The following is a 20,793-nucleotide window of genomic DNA, read 5'->3' as shown; positions in this document are numbered from 1 at the left end:
TTGCGGTTTGCTTCCCTCTCCCGCAAGCGGGAGAGGGAGCACACTGCCCGCTAGCGAGAGGCCTGTGCAGACCCAGACTCAGACATAGTCCTTGTACTTGTCCAGGTAGCGCACCGGCTTGGCCAGCGCATCGCGGCGGAACGGGTCGCCCAGTTCGCGGGTGCACATGATCTCGATGATGGTGGTCTTGCCGTGGTTCATCTGCAGGTCGATGGCGCGCTTCAGTGCCGGGCCCACGTCTTCCAGGCGGTCCACCACGATGCCTTCCGCACCCATCGCCTTGGCGATTTCGGCGAAGCTCTGGTTGTCCAGCTCGCCCGCGACGAAGCGGCGGTTGTAGAAGTCCACCTGGTTCTTCTTCTCCGCGCCCCACTGGCGGTTGTGGAACACCACCGCGGTCACCGGGATGTTGTGGCGCACGCAGGTCATGGTTTCCATCAGGCTCATGCCCCAGGCGCCGTCACCGGCGTACGACACGGCCGGGCGATGCGGTGCCGCGACCTTGGCGCCGATGATGGTCGGGAAGGCGTAGCCGCAGTTGCCCCAGCTCATTGCCGCGAAGAAGCTGCGCGGCTTCTCGAAGCGCAGGTAGCTGTTGGCCACCGAGTTGATGTTGCCGATGTCGGTCGACACCATCACATCTTCCGGCATGGCCTTTTCCAGCTCGCGCAGCACCTGGCGCGGATGCAGGTAGTGGCCGCCGGTGGGCGTGCGCTCGTTCTTCTGCTCTTCGATCATGTCCAGGCTGTACGGGTCGCGCTCATGCGTCCACTCGTCCAGCTCCTTCTCCCACGCCGCCTTCTCGTTGGCGATTTCGGTGGCGCGGCCGTCGCGGGTGGCGTCGCAGGCCAGCGTGCGGCCAGCCAGGCGCTGGGTCAGCGCGACCGCGGCGGCCTTGGCGTCGCCGCAGATGCCGACCGAGATCTTCTTCACCAGGCCCAGCATCTTGTGGTCGGCGTCGATCTGGATGATCTTGGCGGTCTTCGGCCAGTAGTCCATACCGTGCTGCGGCAGCGTGCCGAACGGCCCCAGGCGCGAGCCCAGTGCCACCACCACGTCGGCGCGTGCGATCAGCTTCATCGCCGCCTTCGAGCCCTGGTAGCCCAGCGGGCCGCACCACAGCGGGTGGCTGGCCGGGAACGAGTCATTGTGCAGATAGCTGTTGACCACCGGCGCGCCCAGGCGCTCGGCCAGTGCCTTGCACTCTTCGATGGCATCGGCCATCACCACGCCGCCGCCGGAAATGATCACCGGGAACTTGGCATTGGCCAGCAGTTCGGCGGCTTCGTTCAGGCTCTGCTCGCCACCGGGGCCGCGGTCGAGATTCTGCGGCTTTGGGATCTCCGCGGTGATCTTGCCGTAGAAGTGATCGCGCGGAATGTTCAGCTGGGTCGGGCCCATTTCGGCCTTGGCGCGGTCGAAGCAACGGGCGGTGAACTCGGCCATGCGGGCCGGGTTGGTGACGTGGCCCTGGTACTTGGTGAACTCCTGGAACATCGGCAGCTGGTTGGCTTCCTGGAAGCCGCCCAGGCCGATGCCCATGGTGCCGGCTTCGGGGGTGACGATGACCACCGGGCTGTGGGCCCAGTAGGCCGCCGCGATGGACGTCACGCAGTTGGAGATGCCGGGGCCGTTCTGGCCGATCACCACGCCGTGGCGACCGGACACGCGGGCGTAGCCGTCGGCCATGTGGCCGGCGCCTTGCTCGTGCACCACCGGGATCAGGCGGATGCCAGCCGGTGCAAAGATGTCCATGGCATCCATGAAGGCCGAGCCCATGATGCCGAACATGTCGGTCACGCCGTTGGCGGCGAGCGTTTCGACAAAGGCTTCGGACGGGGTCATGGTCTGCGGGCCAGCCGGCACCTGGCTCTCCTTCGCGGCGGCGGAGCCACCGGAAACGGCGGGATGCGAGGTGGTTTCGAGGTCGCGCATGGCGTTGTCTCCTGATGAGGGTCTTATAAAGTGGAACTACGCGTTCCGGAAAATTGCTTGTTGGGGGAAATGTAGGCGGAAGACTTCCGTTGGTCAATAGAAAGTTTTGGTTTACGGAATGAATTCGATAAAAAATTGAGACAAATAGGCTTTGTGAGTGCTCTTTGAGGCATTTAGTGCAGCCGGAAACGTGGCAGGCAGCGCGCGGCGGCCCACGGTGCGGGCAAAGAGGCTCAGTTGTGATGGGAAAAAGGGAGATGTCGATCAGGCGGGCCGCAGGCGTCCGCCCGCGGCCCGGCGATGGCGGCTTAGTGAACGAAGCCGCCCTTGACGAAACGCACCGGCTCGGCGTCCATGCGCAGCAGCAGCGTCGTCAGCCCGTCGGTGACAGTCGAGGGCGCGCGTTGCGTGCCGGCTGACGGGCCCGACACGCAGACCAGGTCTGCGTCGGACCAGGGTTGTCCAGGCGTGCCGCGGGCACGCAGCCAGCCGGCGCGGTCAGCCAGCAGTTGCGTGCCGGCCAGACGCGCAGGCGCCTGGCCGGAAATCGCCGCGAGCATCTGCCAGGCCTGCGCGGAGGCCGCGGTGCAGCCGGCGCGGAAGGTCGGCACTTGCGCCGGCGGGCGGCCGTCCGGCGTGACCAGCACGGTCAGGAAGCGCGGATCGTCGAACGGCAGCGCGGTGGCGCTGTCGACCGCCACCAGCCGCACGCGCTGCCCGCCGCGCCATGCGGACAGTGCCACTGGCGCGGCGCCGGCGCACCGTACCGCCAACTCCGGCAACGGCAGCGGCACCGGCCAGTTGCCGGCGCTGCTGCTGCTTCCGGCCGACAGTGCCTTCATGTAATCGATCACGGCCCAGGCCTCGCTGTCACCCAGCCGGTCGCCGAATGCAGGCATGGTGGTCCGCCCCTGCCGGTCGCGCATGCCGTCCAGCACGTGCCAGAACAGTTCGCCGTCAGCGCGGCGCGCCAGCAGCGGGCTGGCCAGCGTGGGCGGCCATTGCGCCAGGCTGGCGGCGAGCGGTCCTTCGCCGCGTCCGTCGATGCCGTGGCAGCCGGCGCAATGCTGCGCATAGACCCGCGCGCCCAGGGCAATGGTGTCGACCGAAAAACCGGCCGGGCTGGCGTGGAAGCTTGTTGGCGCGGCCGGCACGAACAGCAGCGCTGCGCTGGGCCACGGCGCCGCCGCCAGCGCCAGCGCGCCGACAGCCAGGACCACGCCGCGGCGGCGGCGCCAGGCCAGGGCCAATGCCGTGGCCAGCAACGCCACGGCCAGGGCGCACAGGGTCAGGCCGACTTGGCGTGCCAGGCCGAGGTCGATCAGCAAGGTCTCGCCGGCCACGCGCCTGGCCCATGGCCACGCGGGCTGGCCGTGGCTGTCACCGGTCAGGGCCAGCGCATGCCACAGCGACAGCAGGCCGCGCTGCAGCGCCTCGATCAGCACCAGCAACACATTCAGCCATGCCTGCGGCGGCGGGCCGCTCATCGGCCGGCCCGCGCGGGGAGGTACGGCGCCGGCCGTTGCATCACCAGCTGGCGTCGAGCCCCAGGTGGCTCAGTGCTTGATGGCGCAGCGCGGTCAGCCGCGCATCGCCGCGATGGCGCGGATAGGGCAGGTCGACCCGAAGCTCGGCCGCGATGCGCGCCGGGCGCTGGCTGAACACGATGACGCGCTGCGCCAGGAACAGCGCCTCTTCCACATCATGCGTGACCAGCAGCGCCGAGAAGCGCGAGCGCTGCCACAGTTCGGCCAGGTCGCTCTGCATCGCCAGCCGCGTCAGCGAATCCAGCTTGCCCAGCGGCTCGTCCAGCACCAGCAGCCGGGGCTCGTTGACCAGCGCGCGCGCCAGCGCCACACGCTGCGCCATGCCGCCGGAGAGCTGGTGCGGGAACGCACGGGCGAAGTTCTCCAGCCCCACGCGGCGCAGTGCATCGTCGACGCGATGGCGTTGCTGCGCAAGGATGCCCTGTGCCTGCAGCCCGAGCGCGACGTTGTCCCAGACGCGGCGCCACGGGTACAGCGTGGGATCCTGGAACACCACGATGCGCGAGGGATCCGGCTCGGTGATGGGCGTGCCGTCCTGCAGGATGGCGCCCGCCGCTGGCTGGTCCAGGCCGGCGACCAGCCGCAGCAGCGTGGACTTGCCGCAGCCGCTTGGGCCCAGCAGGGCAACGAATTCGCCGGGCGCGACATTGAGGTCGACGTCGTCGAGCACCTGCAAGCGCTCGTTGCCATGGCCGAACCAGTGGCTGACCCCATGGATGTCGATACGGGCGCCGGCCAGTCCTTGCGCATCATCTTCCGCCGCCGCCTGTTGCGCGCGTCCATCCGTCCCGGCAGCTTTCCATCGCTCGACCACGCTCACCATTTCACCGTCCCCTTCTGCCAAGACAGCACGCGGTCGCGCGCGGCGAACAGCAGCGTGATCACGCCCGAGAACAGCAGCGCCATCACGATCAGCGCCGCATACATGTTGACGTACGAGGCCCAGCCCTGCGCCCAGGTCAGATACCACCCCAGCCCGGATTTCACCCCCATCATCTCCGCTGTCACCAGCACCGAGAACGACGCCCCCAGCCCCATGAACAGGCCGACAAACACCTGCGGCAGCGCTGCGGGAATCGCCACGCGCAACACCAGGAACCAGCCTGACGCACCCAGCGTGCGGGCCACGTCGTAGTAGCTCTTGTTGACGCCGGCGACACCGGACCAGGTCAGCACGGCCACCGGGAAGGCGGTCGCCAGCGCGATCAGGAACACCGCTGCCGAGTAGCTCGACGGGAAGAAGTAAAAAGCCAGCGGCAGCAGCGCGGTCGACGGCAGCGGCCCCAGCACGCGCAGCACCGGATGCACCCAGTAGCCGATGCGGCGCGACCATCCGATCGACACGCCCACCAGGAAGCCCGCCAGCCCGCCATAGGCGACGCCCAGCCCGAGCAGTTTCAGCGTGTTCAGCGCGCTCTCGCCGAGTCGCCGCCAGTCGTCGGCATATACCTCGATCAGCGCCTGCGGCGGCGCGAAGAAAGGCGTGGGCAAGATCGCGGTCTTGGCGGTCAGGACCTCCCATGCCGACAGCGCCACGGGCAGTGCCACCAGCCACGGGCCGGCGGTCCGCAGCGCCGCCAGCGGGCGTTGCGCCGCCCGAGCCCGCGGGCCGGCCAGCGCCACCAATGCCAGCGAGGCCGCGCCCGCCAGCGCCGCGATGCCCAGTTCCGCGGTATAGGCCCAGTCGCTGAAGCCCACCGCCTGATTGGGCCATTGCCACGTCAGCGCGCCGAATGCGGCCCACGCGAGCGCGGCGAGGATGCCGGTGGTCCAGACCGGGCCAGGGTTGCGTGTCGCGGCGGGCGCGTGCGGCAGGGGCGCCGCGGATGGCTGGCCTCCGAGGCCAGGGTCGAGAGCGCTTTGGCTTGTCGTCATGGCATTACCCCAGCACATTGGCGTAGACGTGCTGCGCCAGGCGTTTGGCATCGGTCGACTTCTTCAGCACGCCGATGCGGCGGAAATCATCGGCGTAGAACGCAATCTCGTCGCGCAGGTCGACGCCGGTCGGGTGGTGGGTATACGTCAGTGTGCCGTAGAGCTTGCGCAGGTCGTCCGGGTTGATCTTGGGCGAATACCTGGCAAACACCCTGGCGGCCTCGTTGGGGTTCTCGCCGACATAGTCGGTGGCCTGCACGATGGCGCGCGCCAGCGCGGTGGCGGCGGGGCGGTCGTTGCGAACCAGTTCGCCGCGCGCGCCGACCACGCAGCAGACCTTGCGCGCATATTCGCCGGTGAGGTTGGTGGCCAGCTCCACATAGGCACCGTTGGTGCGCTTTTCCAGCAGATAGAGATTGGGGTCGCCGTCGGCAATGGCCTGGATCTCGCCCTTGTCGACCGCTACGCCCAGCAGATCGGCCGGGTACTGGCGCCAGGTGACGTCCTTGTCGGGGTCGATGCCGTGCTTGGCCAGCAGGATGGTGAAGAAGTGCTTGCCCGGCGCCGCCAGGTCGCTGACGCCGACGGTCTTGCCCTTGAGTTGCTGCAGCGTGGTGACCCCCGCTGCCTTCGCCCCCACCAGGCGCACGCAGCCGCCGTGCGAGCTGCCGATGATCTTGACATCGAAGCCGGCTTCGAGCGGCTTGAGCCAGCGGTGAATCATGCCCACCGCGGCATCGGCCTTGCCGGTGGCGATCGATTCCAGCAACTGGTCGGTCGAACCGCTGTAGTTGATCAGGTCGACCTGCAGGCCGTTCTTCTCGAAGAAGCCCTTATCCTGCGCCACCACGACCGGCGTCAGGCAGAAGGAGTTCTGGTTCCACGCAAAGGTCAGCTTGCGCGGCGCCGACCAGGCCTGCCGGCCCAGGATCAGCGCGGGCGCCGCTACGGCCGTGGCGCCGGCAAGCCGCAGCACGCGGCGTCGGCGCGGGTCGGCCTGCTTGTCGTTGTTCTGGCTCATGTGGGATCCCTGTGTCGTTGTATCGTCGTTGTGTCGTCGTTGTGTCGGGCACGAGATGTGTTCACGCGGCCTTGCGCTGCGCCGCTTGCGCAGCGTCGTGCTGCGCCACCAGGGCGCGCACGCGCGGGATCAGTTCGCGGCCGTAGTCGAGCGCGTCTTCGAGCGGATCGAAGCCGCGGATCAGGAAGGTGGTGACACCGAGTTCGTAATAGGCCAGCAGTGCCTGCGCGACCTGCTCGGGCGTGCCGACCAGCCCGGTGGAATTGGAACGGCCACCGGTCTCGCGCGCGATCGCGGTCCACAGGCGCTGGTCGACGCGGTCGCCCTGTTCGGCCGCCGCCAGCAGGCGGCGCGCGCCTTCGCTCTGCTGCGGACCGCCACGGCTGTAGCCGGCCTGCACGCGCAGCGCGCGGGTGCGTTCGAGGATGCGGTCGGCGCGGGCCCAGGCTTTTTCTTCGGTCTCGGCCAGCACCGGGCGGAACGACACCGAGAAGCGCACCGTGCGGCCGTGCCGCGCGGCTTCGGCGCGTACGCGCGCGGTCAGCTCGCGCACCTGGTCGAGCGACTCGCCCCACAGCGCATAGACATCGGCATGCTTGCCGGCGACGGCCAGCGCCGCGGACGAGGCGCCGCCAAAATAGATCGGCACATGCGGCTGCTGCGCGGGCTTGACCTCGGAGAAGCCCTGGGTAAAGCGGTAGAACTCGCCTGCGTGGTCGAACGGCGCGGATTCGGTCCAGATGCGGCGCAGGATATGCAGGTACTCGTCGGTGCGCGCATAGCGCCGGTCGTGGTCGAGGAAGTCGCCGTCGCGCTGCTGCTCGCTGTCAGAGCCGCCGGAGATGAAATGCACGCCCAGGCGGCCGCCGCTGAACTGGTCGAGCGTGGCGATCTGGCGCGCGGCCAGCGTCGGCGCGGTAAAGCCGGGCCGGTGCGCCAGCATGAAGTGGATGCGCTTGGTCACGCTGGCGGCATAGGCAATGGTCAGCGTCGCCGACGGCCCGGTGGAGTGGTGCGGCACCAGGATACGGTCGAAGCCGGCCTGCTCGTGCGCCTGGGCAAACGCGCGCACATAGTCGCGATCGATCACCGGGCCTGACGGGGGATGGATCTCGGACTGCTTCTGGCTCTGGATCATGCCGATGAAATCGACGCTCATGTGCGTTCTCCTGAAATCGGTGTCGGGTGGAATGGGCTGAGGCAGAAAGTACGACAGCGGCGCCGCTTCGCTAACGAATAAAAACGACGCTCCATATTCAATAAGCATCGTTTTCGCCGGCCGGCGACGGCGCTACGCTAGGCAGCACTCGGCGCGCACCGTGCGCGCATCTTTTCCCGGAGTCCTGTCCCATGTCTTTGACGTCTGCCCTGCACCGGCTGCCCGGCAGCGATGCGCGCCCTGGCGAGGCGCTCGCGGCGCTGTCCGCGCGCTTTGCCGGCACCGCGGGCGCGCACGATGCCGCGGCGAGTTTCCCGCACGACAACTTTGCGCAGCTGCACGCCCATGGCCTGATCGCCCAGGTCGTTCCGCACGCCTACGGCGGTGGCGGCGCGAGCCTGGCGCAGGCGCGCCGCGTCGTGGCCGCGCTGGCGGGCGGCGATGCCGCGACGGCGCTGGTGCTGACCATGACCTACCTGCAGCACCGCGCGATCGCCCGCGCCGACTCGCACTGGCCGGTCTCCGTGCGCGAGCAGGTCTTTGCCAGCGCGGTGCGGGAGGGCGCGTTGATCAACGCGCTGCGCGTGGAACCGCAGCTGGGCTCGCCCGCGCGCGGCGGCCTGCCGGCCACGGTGGCGACGCGCGTGGCCGACGGCTGGCGCCTCAGCGGACGCAAGCTGTACAGCACCGGCATCCCGGCCCTGCGCTGGCTTGCGGTGTGGGCGCGCACCGACGAAGCGCAGCCGCGCGTGGGCGTGTTCCTGGTGCCGGGCCCTGCGGCCGGCATCGCCGGGGTGCGCATCGTGGAAAACTGGAACCATCTGGGCCTGCGCGCCTCGGGCAGCCACGAGACCGTGCTCGACAATGTCTGGATTCCGCCGGACCACGCGGTCGATATCCGCCCGCCCTCGGCCTGGGCCCCGACCGGGTCCAGCCAGGCGGATCTCGACGCCAATGCGGACCAGCAGGCGTGGATGGTGGTGCTGCTGGGCAGCCTCTATGACGCGGTGGCGCGCGCGGCGTCGGCCTGGCTCAATGCGTTCGTGCGCGAGCGCGCGCCCGGCAGCCTGGGTGCGCCGCTGGCCACGCTGCCGCGCGTGCAGGAGGCCATCGGCGAGATTGCCGCGCTGCTGCGGGTCAACCAGGTGCTGCTCGACGACGCCGCCGCGCGCACCGACGCGGGCGATGCGCCGGCAGGTGCCGACAGCGGCCTGCTTAAGTTCACCGTGACCGGCAACGCCATCCGTGCGGTGGAACTGGCGCTGCAGTTGTCGGGCAACCATGGCCTGAGCCGCAACCACCCGCTCGAGCGCCACTATCGCGACGTGCTGTGCAGCCGCATCCATACGCCGCAGAACGATTCGATCCTGCTCGCCGCCGGGCGCGCGCAGCTTGGCGTGTAAGCGCTGCCGCGCTGGCCATGCTATGTTTGCGGGGCAGCGCCCCGCAGAGGGCCGCGCGGCCGGCGCGTTGCGCCCGGCAACCACCACGAGACAATCCGGAGCATTCCCATGGGTAGTTCCTGCACCCCCAATGCGCTGGCGCCACTGCGCGATTTCATTACCGGCCTGGCGGCGCTGCTCGACCAGTATCCCGACGAGCCGCGCATCCTGCGTGAAGGCGGGGCCTTGCTGGCAACGCTGGTCGCGCGCGATGACTGGCTGCCCGAAGCCTGTGCCCGGCCGCACCCCGAGTACTACCAGCAGCACCTGCTGCATTGCGATTCCGCCGAGCGCTTTTCCATCGTCAGCTTCGTCTGGGGACCGGGCCAGCGCACGCCGATCCACGACCACACCGTGTGGGGCCTGATCGGCATGCTGCGCGGCGCGGAAGATGCGCAGCCGTTTGCGCTCGACAGCGCCGGACGGCCGGTTGCCAGTGGCCCGAGCGTGCGCCTGCTGCCCGGCCAGGTCGAAGCCGTGTCGCCGGCGGTTGGCGATATCCATCGCGTCAACAACGCCTACGACGACCGCGTCTCGGTCAGCATCCATGTCTACGGCGGCAATATCGGCGCGGTGCGCCGCTCGGTCTACGCCGAGGACGGCACCTGCAAGCCCTTTGTCTCGGGCTATTCCAACCAGACCCTGCCTAACCCGTGGGACCGTTCCCGCGAACTTGCCCAGTCATGACCACCATTACCGCTACGCCGGCCGCGCCGGCAATCCCGACGTATGCTCCCGAAGCCGTGCGCGAGGCGCTGCGCAACCGCGATGAGATCGCGCTGATCGACGTGCGCGAGGAAGACCCGTTTGCGCGGGAGCATCCGCTGTGGGCTGCCAACTTCCCGCTGTCGAGGCTGGAACTGGACGCGTGGGCGCGCATCCCGCGCCGCGACACGCTGATCGTCGTCTACGGCGAATACGCCGGCACTGACCTGGCGCCGCGTGCGGCAACGGTGCTGCGTGAACTGGGCTATTCCCGCGTGCATCGGCTGGAAGGCGGGCTGCGCGCGTGGATCGACGGCGGCGGCGAGGTGTTCCGCGACGTCAACGTGCCGAGCAAGGCGTTCGGCGAAGTGGTGGAGGCAAAGCGCCACACGCCGTCGCTGGCGGCCGAGGAGGTGCAGGCCTTGATCGACAGCCAGGCCGACGTGGTGATCGTCGACGCGCGCCGCTTCGACGAATACCAGACCATGAGCATCCCCACTGCCACCAGCGTGCCCGGCGCCGAGCTGGTGCTGCGCGTGCGCGAACTGGCCCCCGATCCGCACACGCGCGTGATCGTCAACTGCGCGGGCCGCACGCGCAGCATCATCGGCACGCAGTCGCTGGTGAATGCAGGGATCCCGAACCCGGTGGCGGCGCTGCGCAACGGCACCATCGGCTGGACCCTGGCCGGCCAGCAGCTGGACCATGGGGCCAGCCGCCGCGCCCCGGCCGCGGTCAGCGACGCCAACCGCGACAGCGCTCGCCGTGGCGCGCGCGAGATCGCCGACCGGGCCGGCGTGCGGCGCATCGCCCTGGCGCAACTGGACTCGCTGCAGCAACCGAGCCGCACCGTGTACCGCTTCGATGTGCGCACGCCCGAGGAATTTGCCGACGGCCACTTGCCCGGCTTCGTCAACGCGCCGGGCGGGCAACTGGTGCAGGAGACCGACCACAATGCGCCGGTGCGCGGCGCGCGCATCGTGCTGGCGGACGACGATGACGTGCGCGCCAGCATGACGGGGTCCTGGCTGGCACAGATGGGCTGGGAGGTGTGGGTGGTGGAACCGGTCGCCGCCGCGGCGCGCAGCGAAACCGGCGCCGTGGCCGCGCCGGTGCCGTCGTCCGCGCCCGTACCCAGCGTCGGCGCGGCGCAGCTGGCGGCCTGGCTGGCGTCCGAAGATGGCGCCACCGCCGTGCTGGATTTCACCGCCAGCGCCAACTACGTCAAGCGCCATATTCCTGGGGCGCACTTCGTCATTCGCGCCCAGCTGGCCGACGCGCTGCCCCGCATCGGGCAGCCGAAGCGCTATGTCCTTACCTGTGGCACCAGCCTGCTGGCGCGCTTCGCCGCCGCCGACCTGCGGCGCCTGACCGATGCGGAGGTGCTGGTGCTGGAAGGCGGCACCCAGGCCTGGATTGCCGCGGGCCTGCCGCTGGAGCACGGCGAGACGCGTCTGGCCTCCGAGCGCACCGACCGCTATCGCCGACCCTATGAAGGCACCGACAACCCGCGGGAGGCGATGCAGGGCTACCTGGACTGGGAATTCGGCCTGATCGCGCAGCTTGAGCGCGACGGGACACATGGGTTCACGGTGGTCTAGGGCGGCTGCATGCGATGCAGTAACGGCATTCCAGTGATGGGAGGCCGGCTTGGCAGTCGGGAGCACGGAGAATGACGACAAGGGACTGATACAGCGCGTTGCTCTCAATGAGACCTGTTTGCAGGCAGACATGGCAAAAATATCGCTTGGCGACGCGCGCAAGGCGACCCGGCTTAGCCATGGTGCCAGTCGGATCCCATCCAGAGCACGATGGGTAAGCGGGCCGAAGGGCGGCAGCCCAGTGAAAGGACTCGCAGCCACTACCCCTCAGATGCTCCGCCACGGCATGGTCATGTACGAGGTGCTCTACGCCTGGTGCGAGTGCTGTCAGGCAGAGCAGGGCAATTGGCTGCCGCAGATGTGAATGGGTACCCGGAGAAGGACGTGAAACGCATCATCGCCACATTGTTTTCTGCGCTGCCGGTCGTGACATTCGCAGCGACGACAGTCAACTTTGACGGCGACGCCGTCGGAGCACTCCCCCCTGGTTGGACTATCGGCTCAACGGGTGGTGGCTTTCCGAAATGGTCTGTGGAAGCAGACTCGACGGCCCCGAGTCCACCCAACGTCCTGAAGCAGAGGGGAGCGGGGACGTTCCCCTGGTGTGTGAGGAGGGGCGTTGCAATCGCTGACGGCTTCGTCGAGGTCAAGCTCAAGCCGCTCAGCGGAAAAGAGGACCAGGCCGGCGGTCTTGTGTGGCGCTGGACAAGCGGCGAGAGCTACTACCTGGCGCGCGTGAACGCTCTGGAAAACAACATTACCTTCTACTTCGTCGAGCGTGGAAGGCGAAGAGAACTCAAAGCTGTCGACGTAAAAGTGCGTCGTGGTGCCTGGCAAACGCTCCGCGCGGAATTTAGCGGAACGCACGTCCGCGTGCTTTTCAACGGCAAGCCTTACATCGAAACCGACGACCGCCATATTGCCGGGCCTGGCGCCGTCGGGGTCTGGACGAAAGCCGACAGCGTGACGGCGTTTGACGACTTCAGCTATGACGGAACGTACTAACGAGCATCGGGTGCTCAAAAGCCGGTGTACAAGTGTGAGCCGAGAAAGCGAGCACACAAGGGCTTGCGCGATGCACCCGTACCCAATTAAGGCCGTATGCGCGCGCGCCCCAGGTCGATTCGCCCAATTCTACCCAGCGTCAGTGTTTTTTGGCGTGTCTGGTAGTGTTGCGATGCATGCGATTGTCTTGGGCCTTTTCGTGACTTGAACCCTCCAAACTCCTTCGGTCCTCAGCACGCTGCAAGCCTTTGTCGCGGTCGCTGGAAAAGGAGCCATTGGAATTTATCGTAGCCGAGTTGCTAGCGTGACCAAGCGTTGCTCCACCGAAGTTGCCACCGTTATTGCCGCCCCCGCCGCCACCGCCCCGCGCAAAGGCACCAAAACTCAGGCCAATCAGCAGACTTCCGACCGCAATTACCAGTGTCTTCTTCATCATGACGTTTCCTTGTAGGTATCGAGGCTAATCCTCGTTTCGCTTCCAATATATCTTGGTGCGACTTCGGTCAGCGTAACAAACGGTAAGGGTCCGGTTGCTTCGTGCCGCCTTTCGTTGCAATGAGTGCTGCAGGTAGGGAGGGGGCTTGCGGACCTGCAGAATGTTGCTGGTCATCCAAAAGGGCTAAACCCGATACCTACGTTAACCAAAAACTTCTGCGTCAAGCGAGCGTCTTCAAAAATCAATGACTGAAAGACTTTGCGTTAATTGGGCGGCAAACGCCTTGCGCCAGAGCGTCGTTTGCCCGCGACCTGCGCGCATTCCGCGCCGGCCAGTTTCGGACCGTCATTTGCGCTAACACGCCTCATATGTGAGCCACCGACTCAGGACTGATGCTTATCAAGGCGCTTTTTATATCTGCGGCCTAGACTGACAAAAGCGCACTATCGCGCATCCTGAACACTTTGCGAAGGGACGACATCATGCAAAAGAATCGGCTGGCCCCCCTTGTTATCGCGTTATCTGCACTTGCGTGGACGCCGTTTGCGTTTTCTGCCGGCCCGCAGCAAGGCGGTCCGGAGCACGACCACAGCCACGGCGAAGCGGCTGCTGCAAGCTCGCAAAAACCACACAAATCACAAAGCCCGCAGAAAGCGCAGAGGGATGCAGCCGTGGACGCCCAAATTGCGCATCTGCGTGCCTTGCACGAGCGGCTTTCCAGAGCCAAGACGTCTGAGGAACGTCAGGCGCTGATGGCAGAGCAGGCCAAGGTTATGCAAGAGAGCATGACCATGATGCGGGCCATGCACGCAGCTCAGGCTCAAGATGGAATGAAGGGTGGCATGCAGGGCGGAGGTGGAATGCAGGGCGGCATGGGTATGGGGCAGGGAGACATGTCTGCCCACATGGGCATGCACCACGACATGATGGTCCAACACATGGAATTGATGCAGGAGATGATGCAGACGATGGTGGACTATATGGGGATGACCAGCGGCGGCATGATGCGCCGTTAGCCCCCGGGCAAATGTCGGCTGGGCGCTCCCACCGGGCGAGGCCCGAGCGGTCTTCTGATTGTCCGCGCCAGTTGCTCACCGCCCGTTGCCGGCCAGTTTCGGTCGCTCATGGGAAGGGCCCAGAGGTCCGTGTGGTCGGCTTCTGCCGCCCGTTTGGTTTCCTATGCGGCGGCGGCCGGCGCGGTAGCGGAGCTGGTCCTCGTCTCGTCAGGCACGCATAGCGGAACTAATGGGCTGCCGCCGACTTGACAACAATGCTTTTGTGGCCGCGATACTCCACGCGGACACCAGACTTTTCCCCTAGATGACTGAGTTCAGAAGCGTCTTGCCAGCCAGATTCTAGTCCAGTTCAACGAGTCCGACCCCCTTTGCCTGCAGGAGCCTGATGGCTTCATCTCTGGTTCCAGCTCTAGCCGTGGTCATTTTCGCCTCCGCTTACAACTATGTCTCGGCACAGCCTTCTATTGTCATTCTCCAAGGGAACGAACGTAACGATTCCCTGTCAATCGTAATCGTTCAGTTACAATGCTGTCCTGCAGCATCCCGGCCGGCCAAGTTCGCCCCGGTGATGCCGTCAATGCCCCGATCCCATGCGACTGTTGTTCCTGCTGCTGACCGCCATGTGCTTGTCGCTGCTCTCCTTTGGAGCAGCGGCGGACGCGCGCGCGGCGTTGCCGGGGCTGCAGCAGGCGGGGGCAGATTTGATCGACATGGCGGCGGCCCAACCTCTCGATGACCTGGGCCGCATCGTGGTGCCCGGCGATGACGGCCTGCACGACGACGATATCTGCGATGACCCGCCGCCCGGGTACTGCAATATCTGGTCGGCCGACCTGCTCGATCCGCTCGACCTGCTCGACGAGATCGAGGAATCCAGTGCGCTCTTTGCCTTGCCGCCAGTGAAGTTGCTGCTGCCTAGCGGCAACGTGGCCCAGCACCCGCCGGGCCGCGCGGACCCCCCGCCTTCGGCCTTTTTCCGGCCACCCATAGCCCTCGCCTGATCGTTTCCTGCGCCCGTGTCGCCTCGGCTGCCGCATGCAGCCGCGATGCCGCGGGCCGCGCCCCCTTGCCTGATATCGCCAGCCTGCCCGCGGCCTGACCGCGGGCAAGCGCCGCCGTTGTGCGTCCTGCCGTGATGGCGTCCCCGTGACGGCATCGCCGCGGGGCGTGCGTCAGCGTGGCGAGAGGCAGTCGTATTGCTTGCTTTCCCGACTCATGACAACAACCAAGCTGACCCTGATCGCGTCGCTTTCGCTGGCGCTTGCCGCCGCCCCGGCCCAGGCCGGAGCCCAAGGCGGGGCGTCCGCGCAGGCGACGGACGTGGCCGGTGCCGCGCCCGCTGGCCGTGCACCGCTGTCCAAACCTGCCGCCGCGCCCCTGCCGGGCGCCGCCATCCTGGCGGCCGCCGCCGTGCCGAAGCCCGCCTCCGCCGGTGCCGCCGGCGCCGTGGCGGGGCCTGCCTACTCGCTGCCCCAACTGCTCGATCTGGCGCAGTCCACCAATAAGGGCGTGGCGGCCGCCGAGGCCAATGTCGATGCGGCCAGCGCCGCCATCAGCAGCGCCAGGGCCTATCCCAATCCGCAGGTCGAGGTGATGTATGGCCGCCTGTCCGGCAAGCAGCCGGGCGTGACCAGCGGCAATGCGCCCAGCTATGCGGTAGTGCAGAAGTTCGATTACCCGCACCAGCGCAGCCTGCGCGAAGCCATGGCGACCCGCGGGCTGGAATCGTCGCAGGCGGTGCGGCAGGGCTTCCGCGCCGACCTCTCCGCCCGGGTGAAAACCGCTTACTACGACGTCCTGCGCCGCGAGAGCGAACTGCACGCCGCCGAGGAAGACCTGGCGATGATGCGCCAGATCCATTCGCGCGCACGCCTGCGCGTGGAAGTGGGCGAGGCCCCGCGCTACGAGCTGATCAAGGCCGAGACAGAATTGCTGGCGTCGCAGAAGAGCCAGCAGACCGCCGAGCTGCGCGTCAACCAGGCCAAGGCCGCGCTGCGCCAGCAGGTGGGCGGCGCCATGCCCGGCCAGTTTTCGCTGGCGGGCACGCTGGGCCAGTCGCCCGACGTGCCGCCGCTGCCGGTGCTGCGCGACACCATGACCGCCGGCAACGCCGAGCTGGTCCAGCGCCGCATGGAATTGGAGCGCGCGCAGCTGGGCGTGGATTACCAGAAGTCGCTGCTCTGGCCCGAAGTGGCGCTGCGCGCCAGCACCGACCGCCAGCCTGACAACAACGTCTCGCAGATCGGCCTGATCCTTACGATCCCGCTGTGGGATCGCCGCAGCGGCCCGGTGGGGGAGGCCACGGCGCAGGCCACGCAGGCGCGCAGCGCGCTCGAGGCGCGCGAGTTCGAGTTGACCCAGGAACTGGAAGCGGCCTACCGCCAGTACGAGATCAACCAGGCCCAGGTGACGGCGCTGGAATCGGGCATCGTGCGCGAGGCCGAGTCGGCGTTGGGCGTGGCCGAAGCCGCCTACCGCTTCGGCGAGCGCGGCATCCTGGACTACCTCGATGCCCAGCGCGTGCTGCGTGGCGCGCGCAATGAACTGATTGCCGCGCAGTACGACCTGCAGCTGGCCGCGATCCAGATCGAAAAGCTTATGTCGACTGCCCCCGGCGCCACCGCCGCGCCGGGCCTGCAGCCGACATCCAACCTCGAACAGAAATAACCATGCGTCCCAATTTCCTGCTTTCGCTGACGGCCGCCGCCGTCCTGACGTTCAGCCTGGCGGCCTGTTCCGACCAACCTGAACCGGTCGCCGAAGCGCCCAAGCTGCCGCCCGGCGTGATCCAGCCGGAGGGCAACCTGCAGAAGGGCCTGAAGGTGGCGCCCGTATCGACCTCACCGTTCAGCGAGATGCTGCGCGTGTCCGGCCGCATCGACTTCGACGAACAGCGCGTGTCGCGCATCGGCGCCAGCGTGACCGGCCGCGTGACCGACCTCCATGCCACGCTGGGCCAGGAAGTGAAGGCCGGCCAGGTGCTGGCGCGCCTGCACAGCAGCGAGCTGGGCGCGGCGCAGATGGCCTTCCTGAAGAGCGAGGCCCAGACCGAGCTGCAAGGCCGCAACGCCGAGCGCGCACGCCAGCTGTTTGCCGCCGACGTGATCGGCCGCGGCGAACTGCAGCGCCGCGAGAGCGAACTGGCGATCGCCTCGGCCGAGATGCGCGCCTACCGCGACCAACTGCGCGTGCTGGGCATGTCGGCGGCGTCGATCGCCCAGCTGGCCAAGAGCGGCAGCATCAATTCCCATTCGCCGGTGTATTCCAGCATCAGCGGCACCGTGGTCGAGCGCAACGTGGCGCAGGGCCAGGTGGTGCAGCCGGCCGACGCACTCTACACCGTGGCCGACCTGTCGCGCGTATGGGTGGTGGCCGAGGTGCCCGAGCAGCAGGCCGCGCAGGTGGCCGAAGGCCAGAGCGTTGAGATCGAGGTGCCGTCGCTGGCCAACGGCGCCGGCCGCCAGACCATTACCGGGAAGCTGATCTACGTGGGCCGCACGGTCAATCCGCAGTCGCGCACGGTGCTGGTCCGCACCGAGCTGGAGAACCGCGAAGGCCGCTTGAAGCCGGCCATGCTGGCCAGCATGCTGATTGCCGGCAAGCCGGTCGACCAGCTGGTGGTGCCGGCCGCGGCGGTGGTGCGCGACGGCAACGACGAGCTGGTCTACGTCGAGATGCCCGGCAACAAGTACCGCCTGACCAAGGTCAAGCTGGGCGCCGAGAGCGACGGCATGCGCGTGGTGCAGAACGGCGTGAAGGCCGGCGACCGCATCGTGGTCGATGGCGCATTCCACCTGGACAACGAGCGCAAACGCCTCGAGCAAGGGTAATCGACCATGATGAAATCCCTAGTCGAAGCCGCCATCAAACAGCGGCTGGTGGTGTGCGTGATCGCCGTGGTGCTGTTCTTCTTCGGCCTGCGCGCTGCCACCAAGCTGTCGGTGGATGCGTTCCCGGACGTGACCAACGTGCAGGTGCAGATCGCCACCGAAGCCGCGGGCCGTTCGCCCGAGGAAGTGGAGCGCTTTGTCACGGTGCCGGTGGAAATGGCGATGACCGGCCTGCCCGGCCTGGAAGAGATGCGCTCGCTGAACAAGGCGGGCCTGTCCCTGATTACGCTGGTGTTCACCGATGCCACCGACGTGTATTTCGCGCGCCAGCTGGTGATGGAGCGCCTGATCGAAGTAGGCGGGCGCATGCCGGAAGGCGTGTCGCCGGTGCTGGGCCCGGTTTCCACCGGCCTGGGCGAGGTCTACCAGTACACGCTGGACCGCGCCGACGACGGCAACCGCGAACTGACCCAGGAAGAGCTGGCCGAGCGCCGCATTGCCCAGGACTGGGTGGTGCGTCCGCTGCTGCGCTCGATTCCTGGCGTGGCCGAGATCAACTCGCAGGGCGGCTACGTGCGCCAGTACCAGGCGCTGGTCAACCCCGAGCGCATGCGCCACTACCAGATCTCGATCCAGCAGGTCTATGAGGCGCTGGCGCGCAACAACGCCAACTCCGGCGGCGGCGTGCTGCCGCACTATGCCGAGCAGTACCTGATCCGCGGCGTGGGCCTGGCCCGCGGCGTGGACGACCTCGGCAGCATCGTGCTCAAGGAGATCAACGGCACGCCGGTGTACCTGCGCGACGTCGCCAACGTCACCATCGGCCATGAGGTGCGCCAGGGCGCGCTGGTCAAGAACGGCCAGACCGAGGCGGTCGGCGGCATCGTCATGATGATGCGCGGGGGCAATGCCAAGGAGGTGGTCAGCCGCGTGAAGGCCCGCGTGGCCGAGATCAATGAGCGCGGCATGCTGCCGGGCAAGCTGCAGATCGTGCCGTACTATGACCGCAGCGAACTGGTCGACGCCGCGCTGTGGACCGTGACCAAGGTGCTGCTCGAAGGCGTGGTGCTGGTGGTGATCGTGCTGTTCCTGTTCCTGGGCGATGTGCGTTCATCGGTGATCGTGCTGGCCACGCTGGTGCTGACGCCATTGCTGACCTTCATGGTGATGAACGAAGTCGGCCTGTCGGCCAACCTGATGTCATTGGGGGGGCTGGCGATCGCCATCGGCCTGATGGTCGACGGCTCGGTGGTGGTGGTCGAGAACGCGTTCGAGCGGCTTGGTCACAAGGAGCCCGGACTGAGCAAGACCGAGATCCTGGTCAAGGCGGTGCAGGAAGTGGCCACGCCGGTGATTGTCGGCGTGGGCATCATCATCCTGGTGTTCCTGCCGCTGATGACGCTGTCGGGCATGGAAGGCAAGATGTTCGCGCCGCTGGCGTTCACCATCTCGATCGCGCTGGCGATCTCGCTGTTCCTGTCGATGACACTGTCGCCGGTGCTGTCGTCGTACCTGCTCAAGGGCGGCGCCGAGCATGACACGCGCGTGATCGCCTTCATGAAGCGCCACTACCTGCGCCTGCTGCACTGGGCGCTGGGCAACAGCCGCAAGACCGTCATCAGCGCGGTCGCGGCCTTCGTCGCCACGTTGCTGATCGTGCCGCTGCTAGGCACCTCGTTCATTCCGGAGATGAAGGAAGGCTCGATCGTGCCCGCGATCGACCGCGTGCCCAACATCTCGCTGGAAGAGTCGGTCAAGCTGGAGAAGGAAGCCAACAGGCTGGTGCTGGAGGTGCCGGGCGTGAAGTCGGTGGTGTCGGGGGTGGGCCGCGGCGAAAGCCCGGCGGACCCGCAGGGCCAGAACGAATCGACCCCGATCGCCAGCCTGAAGGACCGCGACCAGTGGCCAGACGGCTGGACCCAGGACGACATCGCCAATGCCATCCGCGAAAAGCTCAAGGCCATTCCGGGCGTGCAGATCGTGATGGCGCAGCCGATCTCGGACCGCGTCGACGAGATGGTCAGCGGGGTGCGTTCGGACGTGGCGGTGAAGGTGTTCGGCGATGACCTGGACAAGCTGCGCGAACTGGCGGGCGAGATCGCGCGCGTGGCCGGCGGCATTCAGGGCTCGCAGGACATCCGCATCGAGCGCGTGTCGGGCCAGCAGTACCTGTCGATCGAGATCGACCGCCAGGCGATCGCGCGCTACGGGCTCAATGTGTCGGACATCCATGACGTGATCGAGATCGCCATCGGCGGCAAGCGCGCCACCGACATCTTCGAGGGCGAGCGCCGCTTTGCCGCGGCGGTGCGCCTGCCAGAGGAGTTCCGCAACAACGTGCAGGCGATCCGGCAGCTGCTGGTCAACACCCCAGACGGCATGCAGGTGCCGCTGCAGAGCGTGGCCCGCATCGAAGTCAACGACGGTCCCGCGCAGATCAGCCGCGAAATGGCCAAGCGCCGCGTGGTGGTGATGATCAACGTGAAGGACCGCGACCTCGGCGGCTTTGTCGCCGAGCTGCAGCAGGCCGCCGGCGCCAAGGTGAAGCTGCCCGAAGGCTACTACCTCGAGTGGGGCGGCCAGTTCCAGAACATGGAACGTGCCATGGGCCACCTGAAGATCATCGTGCCGGTCACCATCGCCGCGATCTTCTTCCTGTTGTTCCTGCTGTTCAACTCGCTGCGCTTTGCCACGCTGATCATCACGGTGCTGCCGTTCGCTTCCATCGGCGGCATCATCGGGCTGTTCGTCACCGGCGAATACCTGTCGGTGCCGGCCTCGGTGGGCTTTATTGCGCTGTGGGGCATGGCGGTGCTGAACGGGGTGGTGCTGGTGTCGTATATCCGCACGCTGCGCGATTCGGGCTTGTCGCTCGATGAGGCGGTGGTGCAGGGCGCGACGCAGCGTTTCCGGCCGGTGATGATGACCGCGACCATTGCGATGCTGGGCCTGGTGCCGTTCCTGTTCTCTACCGGCCCTGGCTCCGAAGTGCAGCGGCCGCTGGCGGTGGTGGTGATCGGCGGACTGATTACCTCGACGCTGCTGACGCTGGTGATGGTGCCAACGCTGTATCGCTGGTTTGACGACCGCAAGCCGGATCCGACGCGGGATGTGCCGGTGTGAGGCGGGCTCGCTGATCTGGATAGACAGCCTGTTCGCTCCCCTCTCCCGCAAGCGGGAGAGGGAGTACCCAGGCGGTCAGTCAGGAGCCGGTGCGCTTC

General features: G+C 67.3%; 16 protein-coding genes. 9 read left to right on the top strand and 7 right to left on the bottom strand.

The annotated features are described in order from the left end of the window. Positions 1–78: 78 nt before the first annotated feature. The 6 genes from xsc to E5S69_RS04495 all read right to left on the bottom strand — a co-directional run bounded on the left by xsc (position 79) and on the right by E5S69_RS04495 (position 7,537). Positions 79–1,845, bottom strand: a complete 1,767-nt coding sequence (xsc, locus tag E5S69_RS04520; RefSeq protein ID WP_171513931.1) for a sulfoacetaldehyde acetyltransferase — start codon at positions 1,843–1,845, stop codon at positions 79–81. Between the two features lie 398 nt (positions 1,846–2,243). Continuing rightward, positions 2,244–3,422 carry a c-type cytochrome gene (locus E5S69_RS04515; protein ID WP_171513789.1) on the bottom strand — a complete coding sequence of 393 codons (1,179 nt, stop codon included), beginning with the start codon at positions 3,420–3,422 and terminating at the stop codon, positions 2,244–2,246. Positions 3,423–3,462: 40 nt separating this feature from the next. After that, positions 3,463–4,305, bottom strand: a complete 843-nt coding sequence (locus E5S69_RS04510) for an ABC transporter ATP-binding protein (protein ID WP_236901198.1) — start codon at positions 4,303–4,305, stop codon at positions 3,463–3,465. After that, positions 4,299–5,357, bottom strand: a complete 1,059-nt coding sequence (locus E5S69_RS04505) for an ABC transporter permease (RefSeq protein ID WP_171513788.1) — start codon at positions 5,355–5,357, stop codon at positions 4,299–4,301. Before E5S69_RS04505 ends, E5S69_RS04510 begins: the two co-directional genes overlap by 7 nt. A gap of 4 nt (positions 5,358–5,361) precedes the next feature. Next, complete coding sequence (locus tag E5S69_RS04500; RefSeq protein ID WP_171513787.1) at positions 5,362–6,378, bottom strand: ABC transporter substrate-binding protein; 1,017 nt, start codon at positions 6,376–6,378, stop codon at positions 5,362–5,364. 61 nt (positions 6,379–6,439) lie between these two features. Beyond that, positions 6,440–7,537 carry an LLM class flavin-dependent oxidoreductase gene (locus tag E5S69_RS04495; RefSeq protein ID WP_171513786.1) on the bottom strand — a complete coding sequence of 366 codons (1,098 nt, stop codon included), beginning with the start codon at positions 7,535–7,537 and terminating at the stop codon, positions 6,440–6,442. Between the two features lie 191 nt (positions 7,538–7,728). On the opposite strand from E5S69_RS04495, the gene E5S69_RS04490 reads away from it, so the two are divergent. The 4 genes from E5S69_RS04490 (at position 7,729) to E5S69_RS04475 (ending at position 12,290) form a co-directional block, all read left to right on the top strand. Next, positions 7,729–8,940, top strand: a complete 1,212-nt coding sequence (locus E5S69_RS04490; RefSeq protein WP_171513785.1) for an acyl-CoA dehydrogenase family protein — start codon at positions 7,729–7,731, stop codon at positions 8,938–8,940. Positions 8,941–9,048: 108 nt separating this feature from the next. After that, positions 9,049–9,666, top strand: a complete 618-nt coding sequence (locus tag E5S69_RS04485) for a cysteine dioxygenase (protein ID WP_171513784.1) — start codon at positions 9,049–9,051, stop codon at positions 9,664–9,666. Then, positions 9,663–11,285, top strand: a complete 1,623-nt coding sequence (locus E5S69_RS04480) for a rhodanese-related sulfurtransferase (protein ID WP_171513783.1) — start codon at positions 9,663–9,665, stop codon at positions 11,283–11,285. The genes E5S69_RS04485 and E5S69_RS04480 overlap by 4 nt, the downstream gene beginning before the upstream one ends. A gap of 384 nt (positions 11,286–11,669) precedes the next feature. Further along, on the top strand, positions 11,670–12,290 hold the full coding sequence (locus E5S69_RS04475) for a hypothetical protein (protein ID WP_336510565.1): 621 nt from the start codon (positions 11,670–11,672) through the stop codon (positions 12,288–12,290). Between the two features lie 139 nt (positions 12,291–12,429). On the opposite strand, the gene E5S69_RS04470 is transcribed toward E5S69_RS04475, so the two are convergent. After that, positions 12,430–12,726: a hypothetical protein gene (locus E5S69_RS04470; RefSeq protein ID WP_171513782.1), complete on the bottom strand. Its 297-nt coding sequence runs from the start codon at positions 12,724–12,726 to the stop codon at positions 12,430–12,432. Positions 12,727–13,208: 482 nt separating this feature from the next. Between E5S69_RS04470 and E5S69_RS04465 the strand changes: the two genes are divergently transcribed. The 5 genes from E5S69_RS04465 to E5S69_RS04445 all read left to right on the top strand — a co-directional run bounded on the left by E5S69_RS04465 (position 13,209) and on the right by E5S69_RS04445 (position 20,695). Then, on the top strand, positions 13,209–13,742 hold the full coding sequence (locus E5S69_RS04465) for a hypothetical protein (RefSeq protein ID WP_171513781.1): 534 nt from the start codon (positions 13,209–13,211) through the stop codon (positions 13,740–13,742). A gap of 590 nt (positions 13,743–14,332) precedes the next feature. After that, positions 14,333–14,743: a cobalt-zinc-cadmium resistance protein gene (locus tag E5S69_RS04460; RefSeq protein ID WP_171513780.1), complete on the top strand. Its 411-nt coding sequence runs from the start codon at positions 14,333–14,335 to the stop codon at positions 14,741–14,743. Positions 14,744–14,957: 214 nt separating this feature from the next. Then, positions 14,958–16,409 carry a TolC family protein gene (locus E5S69_RS04455; protein WP_171513779.1) on the top strand — a complete coding sequence of 484 codons (1,452 nt, stop codon included), beginning with the start codon at positions 14,958–14,960 and terminating at the stop codon, positions 16,407–16,409. Positions 16,410–16,411: 2 nt separating this feature from the next. Then, positions 16,412–17,572, top strand: coding sequence for an efflux RND transporter periplasmic adaptor subunit (locus tag E5S69_RS04450; protein WP_171513778.1), 1,161 nt, complete (start codon positions 16,412–16,414; stop codon positions 17,570–17,572). A gap of 6 nt (positions 17,573–17,578) precedes the next feature. Further along, the gene (locus tag E5S69_RS04445; RefSeq protein ID WP_171513777.1) at positions 17,579–20,695 is read left to right on the top strand and encodes an efflux RND transporter permease subunit; all 3,117 of its coding nucleotides are present in this window, start codon (positions 17,579–17,581) and stop codon (positions 20,693–20,695) included. Positions 20,696–20,793 lie beyond the last annotated feature (98 nt).

Origin of the sequence: Cupriavidus necator (assembly GCF_013141915.1) — a bacterium.
GTDB classification, from domain to species: Bacteria; Pseudomonadota; Gammaproteobacteria; order Burkholderiales; family Burkholderiaceae; genus Cupriavidus; species Cupriavidus necator_B.
Note: the sequence above shows the minus strand (reverse complement) of the source record. Positions and strands in the feature narration are given on the sequence as shown.